Source organism: Acinetobacter sp. YH12134 (assembly GCF_013418555.1).
Lineage (GTDB): Bacteria > Pseudomonadota > Gammaproteobacteria > Pseudomonadales > Moraxellaceae > Acinetobacter > Acinetobacter indicus.
Genome location: NZ_VPBT01000006.1, coordinates 87135 through 108764, shown reverse-complemented (window position 1 = coordinate 108764; position 21630 = coordinate 87135). Strand labels below are relative to the sequence as shown.

Genomic DNA, 21630 nt, shown 5'->3' with positions numbered 1-21630 from the left:
AATTACTTCTTAGCTGCTTCAAGAAGTTCGATGAAATGATCGAACAGTGGGGCACAGTCGTGTGGACCTGGGCTGGCTTCAGGGTGACCCTGGAAGCTGAATGCCGGCTTGTCTGTACGGTGGATACCCTGGTTAGTACCATCGAACAGTGAACGGTGGGTAACACGCAAGACTGCTGGCAGGTTGCTTTCATCCACTGCGAAGCCGTGGTTTTGCGAGGTAATCATCACTGTACCATCTTCGATGTTTTGTACAGGATGGTTGGCACCGTGGTGACCGTGCGCCATTTTCATGGTTTTTGCGCCAGAAGCCAGAGCAAGAATCTGGTGACCTAAACAGATACCAAACACAGGGAGATTGGTGGTTTCAACAATAGTTTTTACAGCTTCAATTGCATAATCACAAGCAGCTGGGTCGCCAGGGCCGTTCGACAGGAACACGCCATCTGGATTTAACGCAAGTACGTCAGCAGCAGGGGTTTGTGCAGGCACAACGGTCAGTTTACAGCCGCGGTCTGCCAGCATACGCAGGATGTTGGTTTTGACACCGTAGTCGTATGCAACCACATGGAATTTAAGTTCAGGTTGAGTAAAGCCTTTGCCAAGTTCCCATGAGCCTTCGGTCCATTCAAAACCGTTCGGGTCACAGCATTCTTTTGCAAGGTCTAAACCGTTTAAGCCGCCAAATGCACGTGCTTTTGCAATTGCTTCTTCTTCAGTGATATTTTCACCAGCCAGAATACAACCGTTTTGCGCACCTTTTGCACGTAAAATACGAGTCAGTTTACGCGTGTCGATATCGGCAATGGCAACCACATTGTGTTGCTTCAGGTAATCCGCTAAAGACTGTGTAGAACGGAAGTTGCTATGCAATAAAGGCAGATCACGAATGATTAATCCGTTGGCCCATACTTTATGAATACGACCAGATTCTGCGTCTTCTTCATTACAACCTGTGTTACCAATATGCGGGTAAGTTAAAGTCACAAGTTGCTGTGCATAACTCGGGTCAGTCAAAATTTCTTGATAGCCAGTCATGGCAGTGTTAAAAACGACTTCACCAGTCGTACTACCCGATGCACCGATTGACGTTCCTTTGAAGATCGTACCGTCGGCAAGGGCTAAAATGGCGGGGGTGCTCAAACCAAAGCTCCTGAAATTTAGGCTGTAAAAAAGCGAGTAGACGAAAAAAAAGGAAGGCTACTATACAACCTACCCTCCTCACATCTGCTCGCTTGAACTTAACAGCGCATTATACGCACCAACTCTGAAAAAGTCCACGTTATTGAAGCGGAATATCCAATAAAAAAGTATTCTTTTGGTGCAAAAGCATGTTTGTCACGCAATGTCACAGAAATGTAAGCATTTAATAATTGTCTAACAAATCAAAACTTAAATTTTATCTGTTTCTACTATGCTGTGGTCTTTCATAATAACAGGCGGGTGAACGGCAATGACAGCAGAACAAAAACAGCCAGCGGCTAAAAACTCCTTAAAAGACGTGGTGGCAGAAGGCACTGAAAAGCTTGAACAGGCAGCGCAAGAGGCCAAGCAGCAGGTTACTGAAGCAGTCGGGGAGACCCAGGAAAAACTGCAGACCGAAGCGAAAAAATTTAATGGCAGCGTGCAGGAGCAGCTCAGTCAGCTCAAGAAGGAGCTACTGCAGAAAATTGAATCGCTCAAGGAAAATTTTGGCAGCTCACAAAAAGATCTTGGTGAACTGAAAGAGTTTGTGAAAACCGAGTTTAATGCGGTGATTGAAGATTTGAATAAAATTGGCAAAGAGCTTAAAGCTGATGTCAGCCAGATTTCAGTCAAGCATAAAGACCAGTTAACCGAAACCTTCAAGCGCTCCAAAGAACATACCTTGGAAACCTGGAAAAAAGTTGTACCAGCAAAAGAGGCGGCACCTGCTTCTGAAACCGACACCACCCTTAAAAGCTAAGGCGTGTTGTAGCGGGTGCGTGCGATGCAGGCAATAAAAAAGTGAGGTCATGTGCCTCACTTTTTTTATACTGCGTTTTAGTTCAGACATAATGCCTAGAACTGATGCAGCCAATCGCGCTTGTTATGAAAATCGGCCTGTGGGCTGCTGTGCTGCATGGCGTAATAGTGTTCACCTTCAGAAGTGTTTAACACGGCAGTTAAACCAATGAACAGATCCGACCACTTTAATTTATGCTTGGCCATGAATTCGCCCAAGTCCAGACTGACATTCAGTCCATAATGGGTGCGTTTCAGCTGGTTGAGCTCAATATCATAGGCGGCTTGCGGCGGCATATCTTCCGGATAGCGATATTCCTCAAACTGATAGGCCTGCCAGGCTTGAGATGGAGAAAGATTAATTTCACGATAAAAATCTTCCCCATGAACCCCAATAAACACTTCAAAACAGGTGTTCTGCCAGAGAAAATCCTGACGCGGATGCGCAGACACCAGATCGGGCCACTGCACATACTGGTTCGGATCACGCAGCCAGTAACCAATATTCAGGTTAAACGGGCTTTGCTGCTCAATCGCCCCGACCAGGGAGATGGCCTGAAAACGGCGATCAAAAGCACTCAGTTCATAACTTGCCATAAGGAAAAATTATTTTGCCAGATGCGCGTGACGAACCAGGTTCGATAATTTTGGATTTTGCGGTTTGGCTTTTTTATACAGCAGGGCAATTTTACCAATGGTCTGTACCACTTCTGCACCAGTCGCTTCTGCAATTGCCTCAATTACAGCTGCACGTGCTTCACGGTCTTCACCGCCAATTTTCACTTTAATCAGTTCGTGGTCGTTTAACGCACGCGTGGTTTCTTCAATGACATTTTCAGTAAGCCCTTGTCCGCCAATCATCACAACCGGATTGAGTGCATGACCGATTTGACGTAAACGCTTGCGTTCCTGAATAGATAAAGCCGCCATAAAAATAACCTGATTTTAAAAACGGCTTAGTATAGCAAATCCCAATTTGAAACGCTGTAAAATCTGCGCAAATAATCGATGCAAATAATAGAAAAAATCACACCCTCTACGTCCATTTAACTACACATCTGTACTGCAAGCGCGGCAATTTTCACGTACAATTATAAATTAGAAGGTTTTTAATATTTAGAGAGTTATGGCAACACGCATTACCAACCAGAAATTATCCAAAAGTAGTCGTGCGTGGATGAGAGAGCACCTGGATGACCCTTTCGTGAAAAAAGCCCAGAAGGAAGGTTATCGTGCGCGTGCTGCGTATAAACTGCTAGAGATTCAGGAAAAATATAAAATTATCAAACCCGGCATGACGGTGGTCGATCTGGGTGCTGCGCCCGGCAGCTGGTCGCAAATTGCCGGCAAACTGGTCGGTGACAAAGGGCTAGTGATTGCATCGGATATTTTGCCTATGGATGCCTTACCAGATGTGACCTTCCTGCAAGGTGACTTCCGTGAGGAAGAAGTTTTTGAAAAATTGTTAAATATTTTAAATGGCCGGACTGTAGACGTTGTAATTTCCGATATGGCCCCCAATACATCAGGTAATAGAGCAGTAGATCAGCCACGACAAATCTATTTATGTGAACTGGCTTTGGACTTTGCGCAAAAAGTGCTGGGGCCAAACGGACAGTTTGTCGTGAAGGTGTTCCAGGGTTCTGGCTTCGATGAATTTCGCAAGCAGGTCGTCGACAGCTTCGATGTATTAAAGACTGCAAAACCAGCAGCTTCTCGTGCACGTTCGAAAGAAGTGTTTTTGATCGGACAGGGCCGGAAGAAGGCATTCAAATAAAGTTTACTTGCCAAGCCGTTAAAAATTGTGCATTTTGTACGTTTTTAAGAGTTTTGTAGGCTGATCTTCAGCTTTAACATTAAGGTCACCCTGTAAAGGGCATGATCAAATTAGATTGATATGGGAATAAAGCTTTGAGCGATCTCTTCAAGAATGCCGTATTGTGGCTAATTATACTTGGTGTACTGATTCTGATTTTCAGTAACATCAATGGCAGTGATAAGCCAACGTCAATGAACTATTCAGAGTTCGTTGCGGCGGTGGATGCTGGTCAAATTAAAAAAGTTACAATTGATGGCGAAAGAATTAGTGGTGAAAAAGCCAATGGCTCACCATTTGAAAGTATTCGTCCGGCGGTTCAAGATCCTGAACTCATGCCGAGCCTCATTGAAAACAACGTTGTTGTTGAAGGTACTGCACCTCAACGTCAAGGTTTGTTGATGCAACTACTCATTGCTAGTTTCCCTGTACTTTTAATCATTTTGTTATTCATGTTCTTTATGCGCAACATGGGTGGCGGTGCAGGTGGTAAAAACGGCCCAATGAGCTTTGGTAAGTCCAAAGCGAAAATGCTGTCTGAAGACCAGATTAAAGTAACCTTTGCCGATGTTGCAGGTTGTGATGAAGCCAAACAGGAAGTAGTAGAAATTGTCGACTTCCTGAAAGATCCGGCCAAATTTAAACGTTTGGGTGCAACCATTCCGAAAGGCGTGTTAATGGTTGGTCCTCCGGGTACCGGTAAAACTTTGCTGGCAAAAGCCATTGCTGGCGAAGCTAAAGTGCCATTCTTCAGTATTTCAGGTTCTGACTTCGTAGAAATGTTCGTGGGTGTGGGCGCCTCTCGTGTCCGTGACATGTTCGAGCAGGCGAAACGCCACGCGCCATGTATTATCTTTATTGATGAGATTGATGCGGTCGGTCGTCACCGTGGTTCAGGTACCGGTGGTGGTCACGATGAGCGTGAGCAGACCTTAAACCAGATGCTGGTCGAAATGGACGGTTTTGAAGGCAACGAAGGTATTATCGTCATTGCCGCAACCAACCGTGCCGATGTACTGGATAAAGCTTTATTACGTCCAGGTCGTTTTGACCGTCAGGTGATGGTGGGCTTACCCGATATTAAAGGTCGTGAGCAAATCTTGAATGTTCACCTGAAAAAATTGCCTTCAACCACAGGTGTGGATGTAAAAGTCCTTGCACGTGGTACACCGGGCTTCTCGGGTGCACAGTTGGCCAACTTGGTGAACGAGGCAGCGCTATTTGCTGCACGTCGTAACAAGAACACGGTCGACATGCATGACTTTGAAGACGCCAAAGACAAGCTGTACATGGGTCCTGAACGTAAATCAATGGTGATTCGTGAAGAAGAACGTCGTGCGACGGCTTATCATGAAGCAGGCCATGCCATTGTGGCGGAAATGCTGCCGGGTACGGATCCTGTGCATAAAGTTACGATTATGCCGCGTGGTTGGGCGCTGGGTGTAACCTGGCAGTTGCCTGAGTTTGATCAGACCAGCCATTACAAAGACAAGATGCTGAAAGAAATTTCAATCCTGTTTGGTGGTCGTATTGCTGAAGAAATTTTCATTAATCAGCAATCTACCGGTGCATCGAACGACTTTGAGCGTGCAACCAAAATGGCACGTGCCATGGTGACCAAATACGGTATGTCGGACAAACTAGGCGTGATGGTTTATGAAGATGATTCACAGCAATCCTTCATGGGCAGCCTGGGTAGCCGGACCATTTCTGAAGCGACACAGCTGGAAGTGGACCGTGAAGTGCGCCGCATTCTGGATGAGCAATATAAAGTGGCCTGGGATATCCTGGAAAACAACAAAGAGATTGCCCATGCCATGGTAAAAGCGCTGATGGATTGGGAAACCATTGATCGTGAGCAGATTCGTGACATTATGGAAGGCCGTGAACCACAGCCACCAAAAGTATATGTTGCAGAAAATCCGGTGATTGATGTAACCCCAAGCAATGGTCCAAGCACACCGCCACCATTGCCAGCCAACTAAGAATATTTTAAGAAAACCACCTTCGGGTGGTTTTTTTATGCATGAAATTTGCATGTATTTATCGGTACCTGACCCAATTGGTTAGATGAAAGGTCTATGCAAGCCATAAACCCGGACAGGAGAAAAGACAACAATTAAAGATTGTAGAAATTTTTATCCTTTGTCATATTAAAAACGCAATAAAAATACCACGTGCCACAAGCACACATGCTATTCACCACAGACCACAAGTACAGGGTGAACAGGGGATTCTCAACATGAATAACCAATCTAATCCAAGCGCGTTAAAAGCTGCGCCTCTACCATCGATGCATCCGCTTAAACATAGTTATATGGATGACAGCCTAGCACTGTTCTCAGGAACGCTGTTTGTCGGAATTACCCTGATTCTGTATGAACAGGCAGGTCTGCTGACCGGGAGTACCGCAGGGATTGCTTTTGTGCTGCACTATGCAACTGGCTGGTCGTTTAGTTTGCTGTATTTTCTGATTAATCTGCCGTTTTACTGGTTTGCGTGGCGCAGACTGGGCAAAAGCTTCACGCTGAAAACCTTTATTTGTGTGTCCTTACTTTCTTTATTGACCTATATTGTGCCGCAATATCTGGACATTCATTATTTGCATCCACTTTTTGCCGCCATTGCCGGTGGCTTAATGCTGGGAACTGGTATTCTGTTTTTGGCTCGGCATCAATCGAGTTTGGGCGGCGCCACCATCTTGTCGATGTATTTGCAAGATAAAGCTGGCATCAGTGCCGGTAAGGTACAAATGGCCATTGATTGTGTGGTCGTTGCATTGGCTTTTGGGGTGATGCCATATCAGCAGGTGTTGTGGTCTATCTTGGCAGCGGCGATTATGGGTATCTTTTTGGCCCTCAATCATCGGCCGGGGCGTTATCAGGGTCAGTCATAATCTCCTGTCTTTAATAGGGGATCTATCAGCTGTTTTGTCGGACGAAAAATGATCCCTTTTGTGAAATTAAGCCGACTGTCCAAGCTGTTGCAATATGCAAATAAGCCGCAGTTTGACATCTAAGGCTTTACTTTACTGAATTATCCATAAGACAATATTTGCCTTATTGTGAATGAGGAGAAAAACATGCAGCTGATGCCATTACCGCAGCGTCAATGGAGCTTTGGAGCTTTAACTTTGGATCTGTCTCAGCCGCATGTGATGGGAATCTTGAATGTAACCCCGGACTCGTTTAGTGACGGGGGGCAGCACAATGAAAAAGAGCAGGCGATTGCCCGTGCCAAACAGATGATTGCTGAAGGTGCCACCGTCATTGATGTGGGGGGTGAATCGACCCGTCCCGGCGCAGCGGTGGTGGAAATTGAGGAAGAAATCCGCCGGGTGGTGCCTGTGGTCGAGGAGCTGGCCAAACTAAATGTGGTGATTTCAATTGATACTTCACAGCCAGAGGTGATTCGTGCGGCAGTAGCGGCCGGTGCGCATATCTGGAATGATGTGCGGGCTTTAACCCGTCCTCAGGCGCTGGAAACCGCAGCTGAATTAAATATTCCGGTGATCATCATGCATATGCGCGGTGAGCCAACCACTATGAATAATCTGGATCAATATGAGGATGTCACCACAGATGTCATTCGTGAGCTTTCGCAACGGGTTCAGGATGCACTGGATGCCGGGGTCAAGGCTGAAAACATTATGATTGATCCGGGCTTTGGTTTTGCCAAAAATGCCCAGCAAAATCTGCAATTGCTAAATGAGTTCCATAAACTGACTGACATGGGTTATCCAATTTTATCTGCCTTGTCGCGTAAACGTTTTATTGGCAGTGTGCTGGATGCCGCAGAGCCACAGCAACGTGCAGTTGGTTCAGCCACTGCGCATTTGCTGAGTATTCAGCAGGGTGCCTGTATGGTGCGCGCGCATGATGTGAAAGCTACCGCCGATGCCATTAAAATCTGGCAGGCGATGCAATTGGCTTAAGGGCTGCTCTATACCAGCCTGCTTTATATCATATAGGTATTCAAATCTCGCTCAGTTTGGCTTTTCAGGGGCTTTGTGCTATATAGCCTGTCTTGAATTTGACCTTTTGTAGTTTTGAGTGCCTGTATGTTTACAGATTTACTTCTCCCCATGTTTGACGATGACTATTATCCCGATATTCTGGTCGCTGAAATCAAACAGTCCATTGAACAGTTTGCGAAAAAAGTCGCCAAGCCGAATTTGTCCGAGGCTGACATTTATCACTTCGCGCATGAAACGGTAAACGTCATCAACAAGATGAAACCACAATTTGAAGATCTGGATTCATCACTGGATGATACTGCGGCAGATTATATTGCCGAAGCGATGATGATGGTGCTGCAAGATGCCGGCTATTTCGAGCTGGAAATGGAAGAACTGGTATCGAATCGAGAGTGGTAAGCCGCTCTCTTTTTTTATAATGGGGTGATCTGGGTTTGAGATGATTCTATCGCTCAATCTTACAGGGTGTACAGTAAATAGCAGCTCTGTTTCGGATATGCTTTAGTCCTCTCATCTACCTGCACGACCTACTCAGTGTGTTACTCTGCTGTACGGGCGTTTCTTGATCATATTAAATGCTTGATTCATCGGCGGCATAAATGCTTGAAAAACAGCTTGGCAAGGTGAGTAGGGTGACCTGATATTTCATTCTTCTTTTTATATTTCTTCTCTTTCTATTCAATCTGTTTTATTAAATTTCGGGCATAAAAAAACCAGCTTGACGCTGGGTAATTTATTGCACCATTTTAAGATCTATTAAAATGGTGCCCGAGGCCAGACTCGAACTGGCACGCTTTGAGGGCGGGGGATTTTAAATCCCCTGTGTCTACCGATTTCACCACTCGGGCATGTGCGCAATAATAGAGGAGGATGGAAAACTTGGCAAGTAAATTTGCTTACAATTGCTTTCTTTTCAAGCAAATCATTGTATTAGCCTAAACTCGAAGCAGGCTGGATGTCGACTGTCATCATTTTTTCATCAAAATGAGATCAAAGCTAAACCTCGGTTTTCTAAGGTAGATCAAATAAAAACAACAGGAAAACCGTATGACAACGCACATGAACCGTCGCGAACTGATTCAAAAAACCATTGCTGGTTTTGGGGCACTGTCTTTGCCACTCAGCTTAACTGCCTGTGGCGATGATGATCCAGAGCATCCATCTCCTGATGCGCCACAAATACAATTTTTACATGGCGTGGCCAGTGGTGACCCATTGGCAGACCGGGTGATTCTATGGACCCGTCTTAGCCCCGAAGATACGGCTATGCGTCTGGAAGTACAGTGGGAAATCGCGACCGATCAGGCGTTTCAGCACATTGTAAATACGGGCAAAGTGCTGACCACACAGGCGCAGGACTTTACCGTCAAAGTTGATGCAGACGGTTTAGAAGCCAATCAGACCTATTTCTACCGTTTCCGCTATGGCGCACAAAGCTCACTGGTGGGCCAGACCAAAACCTTGCCGCTTGATACCGCTGCCGTAAAGTTTGCAGTCTGTTCTTGCTCTAACTATCCGGCCGGTTATTTCCATGTCTATAAGGAAATGGCCAAGGAAAATCTGGATGTGGTCATCCACCTGGGTGATTATATTTATGAATATGGCGCCGATGGTTATGCCACTGAAGATGCCGAAAAACTGGGACGTACCCTGGCCGCCGATAACAATCAGGAAATTATCCGTTTAGATGATTATCGCAAGCGTTATGCTCTGTATCGTGGAGATGCCGATTTGCAGGCAGTGCACCAGCGTCATCCGTTTATTGTAATCTGGGATGACCACGAGCTAACCAATGACACTTGGATGGAAGGGGCGGAGAATCATCAGGACAACGAAGGTGATTTCTTTGCACGCAAGTTGGCTGCATTGCAGGCCTATTTTGAGTGGATGCCAATTCGTCCGGTCTCTGAAAATGACCATCTGAATATTTACCGCCAGTTCAATTTCGGTCAGCTGGTGCAGTTGAATATGCTGGATACGCGGGTACTAGCACGTCACAAGCAGCTGGATTATGCCCATTATTTAACCGCGACCGGTCTGGATGCCGCCCGATTTAACGCAGATTTAACTGACACTAACCGTACCTTGCTTGGACGTACTCAGTTTGCCTGGCTGGCCCAGCAGCTGACTCAATCTCAAGCCACCTGGAATGTGCTGGGGCAACAGGTGCTGATGGCGAAAATGCTGATTCCGGTGGAAATCTTGCAGGTGCTCGGGCAAATCACCAGTGGTCAGGCAACCGTAGAGACCTTGGCCAATGTCGAGCGGATGCTAGTAGAACTGGTCACATTGAAAAGCCGTTATTTACAGGGCGATCCCACTTTAACCGCACAGGAAAAGGCCCGTATTTTGACCGTGGTGCCGTATAATCTGGATGCCTGGGATGGCTATGCTTACGAGCGTGAAGCACTGTATAGCATATTGGGTCAACTGGGTAAAAAAGTGGTGGTGCTGGCGGGCGATACTCATAATGCCTGGTCTGCACAGCTGTATGATGCCCAGCAGAACTTTGTCGGGGTGGAGCTGGCCACCAGTTCGGTGTCCTCTCCGGGGATGGAAAAATATCTGCAGATTCCGGCGGCCAAGCTGTACGAATTTGAATTTGCCTTTAATACCCTGATTGATGAGCTGAGTTATTGCAACCTGAATCAGCGAGGTTATCTGACCGTCAGCTTTACGGCAGATGAAATGCTGGCCGAGTGGAAATTCGTGAACACGGTCAAAGCAGCAGATTATCAACTGGATGATGCGCGTTATCACCGTCTGCAATACACGCCGGCTCTGGTGGAAATTAAAGAACTGCCGGCCAGTGCTTAAACCCTGTTTCTATAAAAAAACCGGGATTGTCCCGGTTTTTTTATTGGCTGATTTCGTTGAGATAACTGTCCAGATCAATAAATTTAATCTGCTGCGCAAACTTGTGTTCAACCTGCATGATTTGCTGATGCAGATTGGCATATTTCATCCGCTGTACCGCCAGGTCTGCATAGCGTGCCGAACTTTTGGGATAAAAGTACATTTTTAGGTGGGTATTACGAAGCTGACGATATGACCAGTACGCTGCACGGCGAATCTGCTGCAAACAGTATTGCTGTTCTGGTGTAGCCTCATGACGAAACAGGTTTTCTTTATAAAAACGTACAAAGCCAAAACTCAGGGCAAAAAAGAACAGTATCCCTTGCAATAGCACGCTTTGCCAGTAATAGACATTCAGTGCCTACACTAAAATCACGATCGCCAGTTTGATTGGGGTATGGCGGAGCATGCGATATAAGGCCGCTGCACTGTGTTTGAGTTGGTAAATCACATAGGGTGTCGTGAGCATCAACAGCAACATGAGCGCTAAAATTGCCATACTTTTGCTTTGTGCGGCATCAAACTGTGGCAAGTGCTGCTGAATCACATCTGCAAGGACCATCGACAGCGGAATAAAAATCAGCAGGGCCAGCACCCAGGGGAGGATTTCTTTCCACTCATCCAGCATGCCTTTGATTTTTATTGCGCCATACAGCAGAAAATTGCGTTTAAATGCAGCCGGATGGTGTTGTTGTAGCTGTTGTAGAAAAAGCAGGGGCTGTTGTGGGGTCATGGACAGGGTCAACGCAGAAGCTAAATTGCAGGCATAAAAAAACCAGCTTGACGCTGGATTCTTTACTGCACCATTTTAAGATCTGTTAAAATGGTGCCCGAGGCCAGACTCGAACTGGCACGCTTTGAGGGCGGGGGATTTTAAATCCCCTGTGTCTACCGATTTCACCACTCGGGCATTTTTACCAAGATTGGAGGCGGAGGTCGGAATCGAACCGGCGTCCACGGAGTTGCAGTCCGCTGCATGACCACTCTGCCACCCCGCCACGTCTTGGTGATGCACATATTAGCAAGCTCTGGGAAAAAAACAATACTATAAATCGCGCATATGCACATAAATTCGGCATATGAAAGAAAATTGCCTAAATTATCATGTATTATTTGCAAAATTGATTCCTATCAACATTTGGAGATGTGCCGTGGCATTAGTTTTGGATGGTCGTGCATTAGCAAAGCAAATTGAAGCTGACTTGTTAACACGCGTAGAAGCATTAAAGGCGAAAACAGGTCGTACCCCAATTCTGGCGACTATTTTGGTAGGTGACGACGGTGCATCTGCAACTTATGTACGTATGAAAGGGAATGCCTGCCGCCGTGTCGGTATGGACTCTTTAAAAATCGAGCTTCCACAGGAAACCACCACTGAGCAGTTACTGGCTGAAATTGAAAAACTCAATGCCAATCCTGATGTACACGGTATCCTGTTACAGCATCCGGTACCGGCACAAATTGATGAGCGTGCCTGCTTCGATGCCATTTCACTTGAAAAAGATGTCGATGGTGTGACTTGTTTGGGTTATGGTCGTATGGCGATGGGTGAAGCGGCCTATGGTTCGGCAACACCAGCGGGCATCATGACTATTCTGAAAGAAAGCAACATCGAAATCGCGGGTAAACATGCAGTGGTGGTTGGTCGTTCGGCTATTCTGGGTAAACCAATGTCGGCGATGCTGCTAGAAGCCAATGCAACTGTAACCACCTGTCACTCACGCACACAAAACCTGGCTGAATTCGTGAAGCAGGCAGACATTATTGTGGGCGCAGTTGGTAAAGCTGAACTGATTCAGAAAGACTGGATTAAGCCAGGTGCAGTGGTCGTTGATGCGGGCTTCCACCCACGTGAAGGCGGTGGTGTTGGTGATATCCAACTCGTTGGTATCGAAGACATCGCTTCTGCTTACACACCAGTGCCAGGTGGTGTTGGTCCGATGACGATTACAACCTTGATTCGTCAAACCGTAGAAGCGGCTGAGAAGGCTTTGGGTTAATCAAATCCTCCCTAACCCTCCACTTGCGCTAGATTTAAAAGCAGTGCTTTAAATCTTGCTCAGGAGAGGGAAAATTCATTGTAAAAATAATGGATACTCCTTCTCTTGCGCCGTATACGGCTCAGGGAGAAGGTTGGGATGAGGGTAAAACCTCTAACATCAGATTTTTGCTGAAATACATAAAGAATAAAAAACCAATGAGCTGCACCTTTCAATTTCCTAAAGCCCCTGAACATCTATTAAGTGCTTTGCATGATGTGATTCCACATTGTGAACTGCAGGCACAGCAATTGCCTGAAACACCGATTTCACTTTGGTTGATTCCGCCGGTTTTTCCCACCGATAAACTCGATGATGAAGTCATCCGCCGGATCTGGAATGATACGCCGTACTGGATTTTCTGCTGGGCCTCAGGATTGGCCATGGCGCAGTGGTTGCTGGCTGAACCACATCATGTGAAAAATAAAGTGGTGCTGGATTTTGGCGCAGGTTCAGGTGTGGTGGCGATTGCTGCCAAAATGGCAGGTGCCAAGCGGGTGATCTGCTGTGATATTGATCAGGTCAGTCTGGATGCCTGTCGGGCCAATGCCGAACTTAATGGCGTCGAGCTGGAATATCTGGATGATCTCTACAAAGCCGAGCAGGTTGATGTACTACTCGCAGCGGATGTGCTATACGATCAATGCAACCGTTTTTTCCTGGATGAGTTTTTAAAATTTGCCCCAGAAGTGTGGGTGGCGGACAGCCGAGTGAAAAACTTTAGCCATCCCAAATATGAAAAGCTGGATGAGCGTAGTGCCACCACTTGGCCCGATTTAGATGAGTCGCCCGAATTTCGTAATGTCAGTTTTTATAAGACGCTGTAAACAGCGTCTTTTTTATTGGCTTGCAGAAGCTTAAGAGCAGGTATAGCGCACCACAGTTAAAGTGCTTGGGCGGGCAGTGAGGGCATCACGTGTGGCCGGATTTTCACTGCTGTGCAGGCCAGGGGTATTCGACAGGCTGAAGGTGGCACGGGTATCGCCAATTTGACGTCCTGGAGCAGTAAGATTATTACCGGCCGCCGGGTTGGCAATTTCATTGACGCTGAGAATATTTAATTTAAAGACTTTATTGCTGGCCAGCACTTTCTGGCAGGCACGTTGTAGGCGCTGTTCATCTAATTGCTGATTGTTGCGTGTTGCAAGGGTGTAAGCCAGGGTGGCTGTGCTGTCAGTGCGGCTTTCGATCTGATAACCGACATTGCCATTAAATTCGCGTGGCCCACTCTGGCAGGCAGTGAGCAGGGTAACCGTACAGGCAAGTCCTAAAAGTTTATAAGTATTGTGCATTGCTATTATGGCTCATGATCTCTAATTTATACTTTCAAGTATGCCATAAAAGCCTGACCTGGGGACGACTGCTTTCCTCAATGATGTGTTGAAATTTATTGCCGGTAAAATGTAGCGTGTATAGGCAGGCAATAAAAAAGGCCGCTTTCGCGACCTCTTTCATGTTAATCAGTAATTAAGCAGATTTAACCGCTTCTAAAAGCTCGGCTTGACGTTTTTTCAATGCTTCTGGTAAACGCTCACCCAGTTTATTGAATAACTCAGTGTGGCTTTCCAGTTCTTTGATCCATTGATCTTTGTCTTGTGCTGTCACAGTTTCAAATTGCTCTTTAGAGAAATCTAAACCAGTCCAGTTCAGCTGTTCGTAAGTTGGAACGCGGCCAATTGGAGTGTCTACAGCATCTGCACGACCTTCACAACGGTCAATGATCCACTCAAGTACACGCATGTTTTGACCGAAACCAGGCCATACGAAGTTGCCTTCAGCATCACGACGGAACCAGTTCACGTTGTAGATACCAGGCAGTTTGTTACCTGCAGCTTCAGCTTTCGCACCCACTTTCTCACCCATTTCTAACCAGTGAGAGAAGTAGTCCGCCATGTTGTAACCCGCGAATGGCAGCATTGCGAATGGGTCACGACGAACGATACCTTGTTGACCAACCGCAGCAGCAGTGGTTTCAGAACCCATGGTTGCCGCTTTATACACGCCATCAACCCAGTCAAATGCTTCTGAAATTAGAGGCACTGTGTCTGCACGGCGACCACCAAAGATGAATGCAGAGATTGGAACACCTGCTGGATTTTCCCAGTCAGCATCAATTGAAGGACATTGACCTGCAGATACGGTGAAACGCGCGTTTGGATGCGCTGCTTTTTCTTCACCAGTGTGTGGTTGACCTTTCCAGTTGGTCAGGTTGGCAGGTGCTTCTTTAGAAAGACCTTCCCACCATACTTCGCCGTTGTCTGTTACAGCAACGTTGGTATAGATCACGTCTTTGTGCAGCGTCGCCATACAGTTCGGGTTAGTTTTGGTGTTTGTACCAGGTGCTACACCGAAGAAACCAGCTTCAGGGTTGATTGCGTATAGGCGACCATCTTCACCTGGTTTGATCCAGGCAATATCGTCACCTACAGTTTCAATCTTCCAGCCTTCATAACCTGCTGGTGGAATCAGCATCGCGAAGTTGGTTTTACCACATGCAGATGGGAATGCCGCTGCGATGTAGTGTTTTTCGCCTTGAGGATTGGTTACGCCAAGAATTAGCATGTGTTCAGCTAACCAGCCTTGTTGACGACCCATGAACGATGCAATACGTAATGCCAGGCATTTTTTACCTAACAATGCGTTACCGCCGTAACCTGAACCGTAAGACCAGATTTCACGTGTTTCTGGATAGTGCACGATGTATTTTTCTTTGTTGCAAGGCCATGCAACATCTTTTTCACCTTCGGCAAGCGGAGCGCCTACAGTGTGTACACATGGAACGAATTCGCCATCTGTACCTAATACGTCATAAACAGCTTTACCCATACGAGCCATTTTAGACATGCTGACTGCAACATAAGGAGAGTCAGTTAACTCGATCCCGATGTGTGCAATGTGTGAACCGAGTGGACCCATTGAGAATGGAACCACATACAGCGTACGACCTGCCATTGAACCGTCAAATAAACCGTTCAATTTTTCGCGCATTACTGCAGGCGCTTCCCAGTTGTTGGTCGCACCGGCATCTTCCTGGTTTTCAGAGCAGATGTAAGTACGGTCTTCAACACGAGCTACGTCAGAAGGATCAGAGTTTGCAAGATAAGAACCAGGGTGAGTTTCTTGGTTAAGCGCTTGCATTGTGCCGTTAGCGATCATCAAGTCGATATAACGTTGATATTCTTCTGCGCTACCGTCACACCATTCAATTTTTGCTGGTTTTGTTAATTTAGCAATCTCTTCCACCCAAGCAATAAGCTTAGGGTGACGAACGAATTCTGGTGCGTTCACTTGGGTCATGGTGAGGCCTATCTAAAATGTGTACAAACTGTTGTACAAAGTACAATCTGAGAGACGAAATGAACCGCTCAGATGAAATATGAAAAAAAAGTGGCTGTATTAAAGCACAAAATGACGAAAAAAATAAGACTAAAGGACTAAAGGAATTATTTTGGTAGTTAATGCAATCTAAATAATAAGTTTATAAAAAACAAAAAGATAATGTTTAAATAAAAGGTGGTCTTATTTATTTTTTATATTTATGTATATTATTTAATTTACTTATTTCCTTTTAAAACAATAATTTATATCTAAATTTTTTCTGAGAATCATTATTGATTAAATAAATGGTGATAATTCGATTTTTACATAAAGGTGCTTTAAATTTCCACTTAATTGGCTGAAATTAGAACAAATGCTTTAAAGATGTGGACAAAATGTCTGAACAATTCAAGCCATTGTCTATTGTATATAACAAAAAATCAGGCTTTCATGCGACCCATAAAACCGAGGTGTATGAAGAGCTGATCCAGATTTTTTCCCAATACGGTTTTGAAATCCAGTCCTTTGATATTGAACAGTATGCCAGTTTTGATGAATTAATGGCGCAGGTATTTTTACGTCATCAGGACCCGGACAATTATGGCGTGGTGGTGGCCGCAGGGGGCGATGGCACCTTGAATGCTGTGGCGGCCAAACTAATTCATACCGATATTCCCATGGGCATTTTACCTTTAGGTACCTTTAACTATGTGGCCCGCGTATTTGATATTCCGGTGGATATTATTCAGGCAGCGCATGTGATTGCAACCGGCCGGCCACGCAAGGCACATATCGCGCGGATCAATGAACACATCTATTTAAACAATGCCAGCTTGGGGCTATATCCTTTATTTATCCAGAAACGGGAGCTGTATAACCGCTATCTGGGTCGCTTTCCTTTACATGCCTATACCTCCGGTCTGGATGTGCTGATTCGTCATCGCAAGGAACTGAAATTAAAAGTTGAAGTGGATGGCCAGCTGTTTCCGGTGAAAACTCCGTTGGTATTTTTTGGCAATAACCAGCTGCAATTGTCGGAGATGAATTTGCGTATTGCTGCAGCGGTGGCACAGGGCAAGGTGGCTGGCATTGTGGTGGCGAAAAGCGATAAGTTGACCTTGTTTAAAATTTTATGGCAGCTGGTGAAAGGGGAAATTGAACAAGCGCCCGATGTATATACTTTTGCTGCAGATCAGGTGGTGATTCATGCACAACTAAAAACCATGCAGGTGGCCATTGATGGTGAAATTGTCCGGATGCGACCACCGCTAATAGTCACAGTGGAAAAAAATGCCTTAAATATGATGGTGCCTTATGATTCTGCATCTGTCTGACTTGCATTTTGGCACCGAAAAGCCGGCCTGCATGGCAGCCATCCGGCAATTTTGCCTGGAGCATCAGCCTGAAGCAGTGGTGGTCAGTGGTGATTTAACCCAGCGTGCGCGCTTTAAACAGTTTTATGACTGTAAGCAGTTTCTCGACAGCCTGGAGCGGCCGTATCTGGTGGTGCCGGGCAATCATGATATTCCGCTATTCGATTTATGGACCCGTTTTGTCAATCCATTTGCGCGTTATCAGCTGTTTTTTGGCAAGATGGAAACTGTGCTGGAAACCGAGCATTTTTTTCTGATTGGTTTAAACAGTATCCGGCGGCGTTACCATACCCGCGGGCATATTTCGCTGGCGCAAATCCAGCTGGTCGATCAGATTCTGGCCGCGGCGCCGGCGCATAAAATCAAGCTGATTGCTGCGCATCAACCGTTTTATACCCCGCCGGATGATCCGCATGGGGTAAAAGACTGTCCAATGCTTGGCAAAATGGCGCTGGAAAGCTGGAGTCAGCATGGCCTGTTCGGGCTGTTGCATGGTCATCTGCATCAGTCCGCAGTCTATGATTTAAACCAGATTTATCATTTGCAGGCCAGTCATCCGGTGCTGGATATTCATGCCGGCACGGCGCTGTCTTATCGTCTGCATCATCGTTTTAATAACAGCTTTAATGTGATTCATGACAGCGGTGAAATTCAGGCCTATTTTTTTAATGAACGCACACAAAAATTTGAACCGTATTAGAAATATGGGGAATAAAGCGACAGTGGTCTGATGGCTGGCGAAAAAAAAGACAAAAAACAGATTTTTTTTCATTTTTCCCCTTGAAGCGTTTTTTTCCATCCCCACAAAAGTGACATCTAAAATTCATTTTGATGATGACCAAAGGAATAAATAAGTCGTCATCAGTTATCTAACGAAGACTTAGTCTGATGGAGTTATTTATGAGCAACATTCGTCCATTACATGACCGTGTAGTAATTCGTCGTGTCGAAGAAGAAACAAAAACTGCTGGCGGCATTTTATTGCCAGGTTCTGCTGCTGAAAAACCTGCTCAGGGTGAAATCATTGCAGTTGGTAATGGTCAAATCACAGACAATGGCGTACGTGCATTAGATGTGAAAGTTGGCGATAAAGTATTGTTTGGTACCTATGCCGGCACCACTGTAAAAGTAGACGGTGAAGAACTGCTTATTATGAAAGAGTCTGACATTTTAGCTGTTTTAGAAGGCTAATTTCTCACTAACTCAATGGTTATCAGATTTAGTTAAGATTTAAAATTGGAGTAAATCATGTCAGCTAAAGACGTAAAATTTGGTGATTCAGCTCGTAGCAAAATGATTGCGGGTGTCAACATTCTTGCAGATGCAGTGAAAGTAACGTTAGGTCCTAAAGGCCGTAACGTGGTGATCGACCGTTCTTTCGGCGCACCGCACATCACTAAAGATGGTGTTTCTGTTGCGAAAGAAATCACGTTAAAAGACAAGTTCGAGAACATGGGTGCGCAACTGGTTCGTGAAGTGTCTTCTAAAACCAATGACATTGCAGGTGACGGTACCACAACTGCAACTGTATTGGCGCAAGCTATCCTGAACGAAGGTATCAAGTCAGTGACTGCGGGTATGAACCCAATGGACTTGAAACGTGGTATCGACATCGCGGTGAAAACTCTAGTTGCTGAAATCAAATCAACTGCACAACCTGCATCTGATTCTAAAGCAATTGAGCAAGTGGGTTCGATCTCTGCAAACTCTGACACCACTGTAGGTGCTTTAATTGCGCAAGCAATGGAAAAAGTGGGCAAAGAAGGCGTCATTACTGTTGAAGAAGGTTCAGGCTTCGAAGATGCGCTTGACGTTGTAGAAGGTATGCAGTTTGACCGTGGTTATATCTCTCCATACTTCGCCAACAAACAAGATACATTGACTGCTGAACTTGAAAACCCGTTCATCCTGCTGGTAGACAAGAAAGTCAGCAACATCCGTGAACTGATTACGGTTCTTGAAGCGGTTGCAAAAACAGGTAAGCCACTATTAATTATCGCTGAAGATGTTGAAGGTGAAGCGCTTGCAACGCTTGTTGTCAACAACATGCGCGGCATCATCAAAGTATGTGCGGTGAAAGCACCTGGTTTCGGTGACCGTCGTAAAGCAATGCTGCAAGACATCGCGATCTTGACTGGCGGTACTGTGATTTCTGAAGAAATCGGTATGCAGTTAGACCAAACAACGCTTGAACACTTAGGTACTGCACACAAAGTAACTGTATCTAAAGAAAACACCGTGATTGTGGATGGTGCGGGTAACGCAGGCCAAATCGCTGAGCGTGTTCAACAAATCCGTGCGCAAATCGAAGAATCGACTTCTGAATACGATAAAGAAAAACTTCAAGAACGCGTTGCTAAATTGGCAGGCGGTGTAGCAGTGATCAAGATCGGTGCTGCAACTGAAGTTGAAATGAAAGAGAAAAAAGACCGCGTAGACGACGCGCTTCATGCAACTCGCGCTGCAGTTGAAGAAGGTGTGGTTGCTGGTGGTGGTGTTGCACTGGTACGTGCTGCCAAAGCACTTGACGGTGTAACAGGTGCCAACGATGACCAAAACGTAGGGATCAACATCCTGCGCCGTGCAATCGAAGCGCCGCTTCGTCAAATCGTGGCAAACGCAGGTGATGAACCATCTGTTGTGATCAACGCTGTGAAAAATGGTGAAGGTAACTTCGGTTATAACGCTGCAACTGGTGAATACGGCGACATGCTTGAAATGGGTATTCTTGACCCAGCGAAAGTAACCCGTTCTGCACTTGAGCATGCTGCATCTGTTGCGGGCTTAATGCTCACAACTGAGTGCATGATCACTGAAATCCCAGAAGAAAAACCAGCAATGCCTGACATGGGCGGCATGGGTGGTATGGGCGGCATGATGTAATACATCTGCTGGTCATTCGATCATAAAAATCCCCGCAATTGCGGGGATTTTTTTATATGCAGGTCAATAAAAAACACAATGCAGTAAAACTAAACTTAATGCATAAAAAAGTAAGAAATAGATAAATGGTTCAAAAATAATTAAATGTATGATGAGCTTTTGTATTAAATTGGTAGGGCTTAATGATTAAGCTGGGGGAGAGATGAAAGAACAAGAACACCAGATCATTGGGTTAATTTATGATGCCGCGATGGATACGCGTTTATGGCCGCAAGTAATTGAAGCCATTGTGCACTACACCAACAGTAAAACCGCGATTTTTACCGCTTTGGACCAATTGAGTCCAAGTTATGACTTTGTGCATACTTATAATATTCCGCAAGCCTGTATTGATGCCTATCAGGACGAACGGATTAAAGTCATTGATATGAAACTGCATGCGCCGTTATGGCAGCAAATCGGGGTGGGGGATACTATTGAACAAAACTTGCAGTCCTATGGCCAGATGCCAGGCACAGATGAATATATCTTTTATGAGCGCTGTCTGGAACCAACCGGGATTTGTCATATCGCAGCTGTTTTACTTGATCAGGGGCAACATCGTTGGGGGGTCTTGGGTATTCACCGGGCGCCCGATGCTCAGCCTTATAGTCCGGAAGAGCATGAATTTCTTAAGCGGATCGGTAAGCATTTACGCCGGGCACTACAAATTCATCGGCAGCTTTGTCAGGCCAAGCAGCAGAAACTGGCTTTAGGCCATATTTTAGATCACTTAAAAACGGGCGTGCTGCTACTCGATCAGCAGTCCTGTTTAATCTATTCTAATAAAAAGGCTCAAGCAATTCTTAATCGCTCCAGCCTGATTGAGCTGGACCGTTATAATCATTTAAAAGTGGGCCGCGGCTTTCAGGCCAAACTCGATCAGCTCATTGAGGGGGCAGGTTCGAATTTAAGTCAATGGAACAAAGAGCCGGGTGGGGTTATGGCCTTGTCTGCTCCAGATCAGACGACATTAATGCTCACCATTATTCCTTTTAATTTAAGCCAGCTAAAGAATACTGAAGGACTACCAGAACAGGCCTATGTCGCTGTTTTTGTGACTGAAACCGAGCAAAAATATTATTTAGCTGCAGATTTTTTAAAACAGCAATATCACTTGTCAAACCGGGAAATTGAGTTATGCGAGTTATTTATTAATGAGCATGATTTAGAAAAGATCGCTGAATATTGTCAGCTCAGTTTAAGTACCGTTCGAACCTATTTTAAAAATATTTATGCAAAAACCCAGTGTAATTCACAGGCCGAGTTAATTCATTTACTGATGGGCATTACCGTAAATTTTGAGCATATCGTATAGGCTGTTTTGTTTGAGAGTAGAAAAAAGACG

The 21630-nt window shown here is 45.5% G+C and carries 21 protein-coding genes and 3 tRNA genes; 14 read left to right on the top strand and 10 right to left on the bottom strand.

What is annotated here, in order from left to right; translation table 11 throughout:
- Positions 1-2: 2 nt before the first annotated feature.
- Positions 3-1142 carry a glutamine-hydrolyzing carbamoyl-phosphate synthase small subunit gene (gene carA / locus FTU69_RS06240; protein ID WP_005176309.1) on the bottom strand — a complete coding sequence of 380 codons (1140 nt, stop codon included), beginning with the start codon at positions 1140-1142 and terminating at the stop codon, positions 3-5.
- 310 nt (positions 1143-1452) lie between these two features.
- Here carA and FTU69_RS06235 point away from each other — a divergent pair, with 310 nt between their 5' ends.
- Positions 1453-1944: a hypothetical protein gene (locus FTU69_RS06235; protein ID WP_180103619.1), complete on the top strand. Its 492-nt coding sequence runs from the start codon at positions 1453-1455 to the stop codon at positions 1942-1944.
- A 95-nt stretch (positions 1945-2039) separates the two neighbouring features.
- Here the strand turns inward: FTU69_RS06235 and FTU69_RS06230 are convergent, their stop codons facing one another.
- The gene (locus FTU69_RS06230) at positions 2040-2579 is read right to left on the bottom strand and encodes a DOMON-like domain-containing protein (protein ID WP_075167187.1); all 540 of its coding nucleotides are present in this window, start codon (positions 2577-2579) and stop codon (positions 2040-2042) included.
- Positions 2580-2588: 9 nt separating this feature from the next.
- A complete protein-coding gene (yhbY, locus tag FTU69_RS06225; RefSeq protein WP_005176314.1) occupies positions 2589-2912 on the bottom strand; it encodes a ribosome assembly RNA-binding protein YhbY in 324 nt (107 codons plus the stop codon).
- 196 nt (positions 2913-3108) lie between these two features.
- Between yhbY and rlmE the strand changes: the two genes are divergently transcribed.
- The 5 genes from rlmE to FTU69_RS06200 all read left to right on the top strand — a co-directional run bounded on the left by rlmE (position 3109) and on the right by FTU69_RS06200 (position 8173).
- Positions 3109-3759 (top strand): 23S rRNA (uridine(2552)-2'-O)-methyltransferase RlmE, encoded by a 651-nt coding sequence (gene rlmE, locus FTU69_RS06220; protein WP_005176316.1) that lies wholly within the window; start codon positions 3109-3111, stop codon positions 3757-3759.
- Positions 3760-3893: 134 nt separating this feature from the next.
- Positions 3894-5783 (top strand): ATP-dependent zinc metalloprotease FtsH, encoded by a 1890-nt coding sequence (gene ftsH / locus FTU69_RS06215; protein WP_160241524.1) that lies wholly within the window; start codon positions 3894-3896, stop codon positions 5781-5783.
- Between the two features lie 257 nt (positions 5784-6040).
- Positions 6041-6694, top strand: coding sequence for a YitT family protein (locus tag FTU69_RS06210; protein ID WP_180103618.1), 654 nt, complete (start codon positions 6041-6043; stop codon positions 6692-6694).
- 186 nt (positions 6695-6880) lie between these two features.
- Positions 6881-7732: a dihydropteroate synthase gene (gene folP, locus FTU69_RS06205; RefSeq protein ID WP_160243446.1), complete on the top strand. Its 852-nt coding sequence runs from the start codon at positions 6881-6883 to the stop codon at positions 7730-7732.
- Between the two features lie 126 nt (positions 7733-7858).
- Positions 7859-8173 carry a DUF5713 family protein gene (locus FTU69_RS06200; protein ID WP_045796482.1) on the top strand — a complete coding sequence of 105 codons (315 nt, stop codon included), beginning with the start codon at positions 7859-7861 and terminating at the stop codon, positions 8171-8173.
- A 363-nt stretch (positions 8174-8536) separates the two neighbouring features.
- Here FTU69_RS06200 and FTU69_RS06195 read toward each other — a convergent pair.
- Positions 8537-8622: transfer RNA gene (locus FTU69_RS06195), tRNA-Leu, on the bottom strand.
- Between the two features lie 199 nt (positions 8623-8821).
- Here FTU69_RS06195 and FTU69_RS06190 point away from each other — a divergent pair.
- Positions 8822-10591: an alkaline phosphatase gene (locus FTU69_RS06190; protein WP_180103617.1), complete on the top strand. Its 1770-nt coding sequence runs from the start codon at positions 8822-8824 to the stop codon at positions 10589-10591.
- Positions 10592-10631: 40 nt separating this feature from the next.
- Here FTU69_RS06190 and FTU69_RS14790 read toward each other — a convergent pair whose 3' ends face one another.
- The 4 genes from FTU69_RS14790 to FTU69_RS06175 form a co-directional block, all read right to left on the bottom strand.
- Positions 10632-10958 (bottom strand): hypothetical protein, encoded by a 327-nt coding sequence (locus FTU69_RS14790; protein ID WP_257223607.1) that lies wholly within the window; start codon positions 10956-10958, stop codon positions 10632-10634.
- Positions 10959-10991: 33 nt separating this feature from the next.
- Positions 10992-11363: a hypothetical protein gene (locus FTU69_RS14785; RefSeq protein WP_257223606.1), complete on the bottom strand. Its 372-nt coding sequence runs from the start codon at positions 11361-11363 to the stop codon at positions 10992-10994.
- A 91-nt stretch (positions 11364-11454) separates the two neighbouring features.
- Positions 11455-11540: transfer RNA gene (locus FTU69_RS06180), tRNA-Leu, on the bottom strand.
- A 14-nt stretch (positions 11541-11554) separates the two neighbouring features.
- Positions 11555-11628, bottom strand: a tRNA-Cys gene (locus tag FTU69_RS06175).
- Between the two features lie 153 nt (positions 11629-11781).
- On the opposite strand from FTU69_RS06175, the gene folD reads away from it, so the two are divergent.
- Positions 11782-12630: a bifunctional methylenetetrahydrofolate dehydrogenase/methenyltetrahydrofolate cyclohydrolase FolD gene (folD, locus tag FTU69_RS06170; RefSeq protein WP_180103616.1), complete on the top strand. Its 849-nt coding sequence runs from the start codon at positions 11782-11784 to the stop codon at positions 12628-12630.
- A 197-nt stretch (positions 12631-12827) separates the two neighbouring features.
- A complete protein-coding gene (locus FTU69_RS06165) occupies positions 12828-13496 on the top strand; it encodes a methyltransferase (protein WP_034597408.1) in 669 nt (222 codons plus the stop codon).
- A 30-nt stretch (positions 13497-13526) separates the two neighbouring features.
- Here FTU69_RS06165 and FTU69_RS06160 read toward each other — a convergent pair whose 3' ends face one another.
- Together FTU69_RS06160 and FTU69_RS06155 are read right to left on the bottom strand one after the other, a co-directional pair.
- On the bottom strand, positions 13527-13961 hold the full coding sequence (locus FTU69_RS06160) for a hypothetical protein (RefSeq protein WP_168381648.1): 435 nt from the start codon (positions 13959-13961) through the stop codon (positions 13527-13529).
- Positions 13962-14136: 175 nt separating this feature from the next.
- On the bottom strand, positions 14137-15966 hold the full coding sequence (locus FTU69_RS06155) for a phosphoenolpyruvate carboxykinase (GTP) (RefSeq protein ID WP_005176337.1): 1830 nt from the start codon (positions 15964-15966) through the stop codon (positions 14137-14139).
- 416 nt (positions 15967-16382) lie between these two features.
- On the opposite strand from FTU69_RS06155, the gene FTU69_RS06150 reads away from it, so the two are divergent.
- The 5 genes from FTU69_RS06150 to FTU69_RS06130 all read left to right on the top strand — a co-directional run bounded on the left by FTU69_RS06150 (position 16383) and on the right by FTU69_RS06130 (position 21600).
- Positions 16383-17321, top strand: a complete 939-nt coding sequence (locus FTU69_RS06150) for a diacylglycerol kinase family protein (RefSeq protein ID WP_180103615.1) — start codon at positions 16383-16385, stop codon at positions 17319-17321.
- Positions 17302-18060, top strand: a complete 759-nt coding sequence (locus FTU69_RS06145; RefSeq protein WP_180103614.1) for a metallophosphoesterase — start codon at positions 17302-17304, stop codon at positions 18058-18060. Before FTU69_RS06150 ends, FTU69_RS06145 begins: the two co-directional genes overlap by 20 nt.
- Before the next feature lie 200 nt (positions 18061-18260).
- Positions 18261-18551 (top strand): co-chaperone GroES, encoded by a 291-nt coding sequence (groES, locus tag FTU69_RS06140; protein WP_004810787.1) that lies wholly within the window; start codon positions 18261-18263, stop codon positions 18549-18551.
- A gap of 57 nt (positions 18552-18608) precedes the next feature.
- Complete coding sequence (groL, locus tag FTU69_RS06135; protein WP_127798938.1) at positions 18609-20243, top strand: chaperonin GroEL; 1635 nt, start codon at positions 18609-18611, stop codon at positions 20241-20243.
- A gap of 202 nt (positions 20244-20445) precedes the next feature.
- Positions 20446-21600 (top strand): LuxR C-terminal-related transcriptional regulator, encoded by a 1155-nt coding sequence (locus FTU69_RS06130; protein WP_171432062.1) that lies wholly within the window; start codon positions 20446-20448, stop codon positions 21598-21600.
- The last annotated feature ends 30 nt before the right edge of the window (positions 21601-21630 follow it).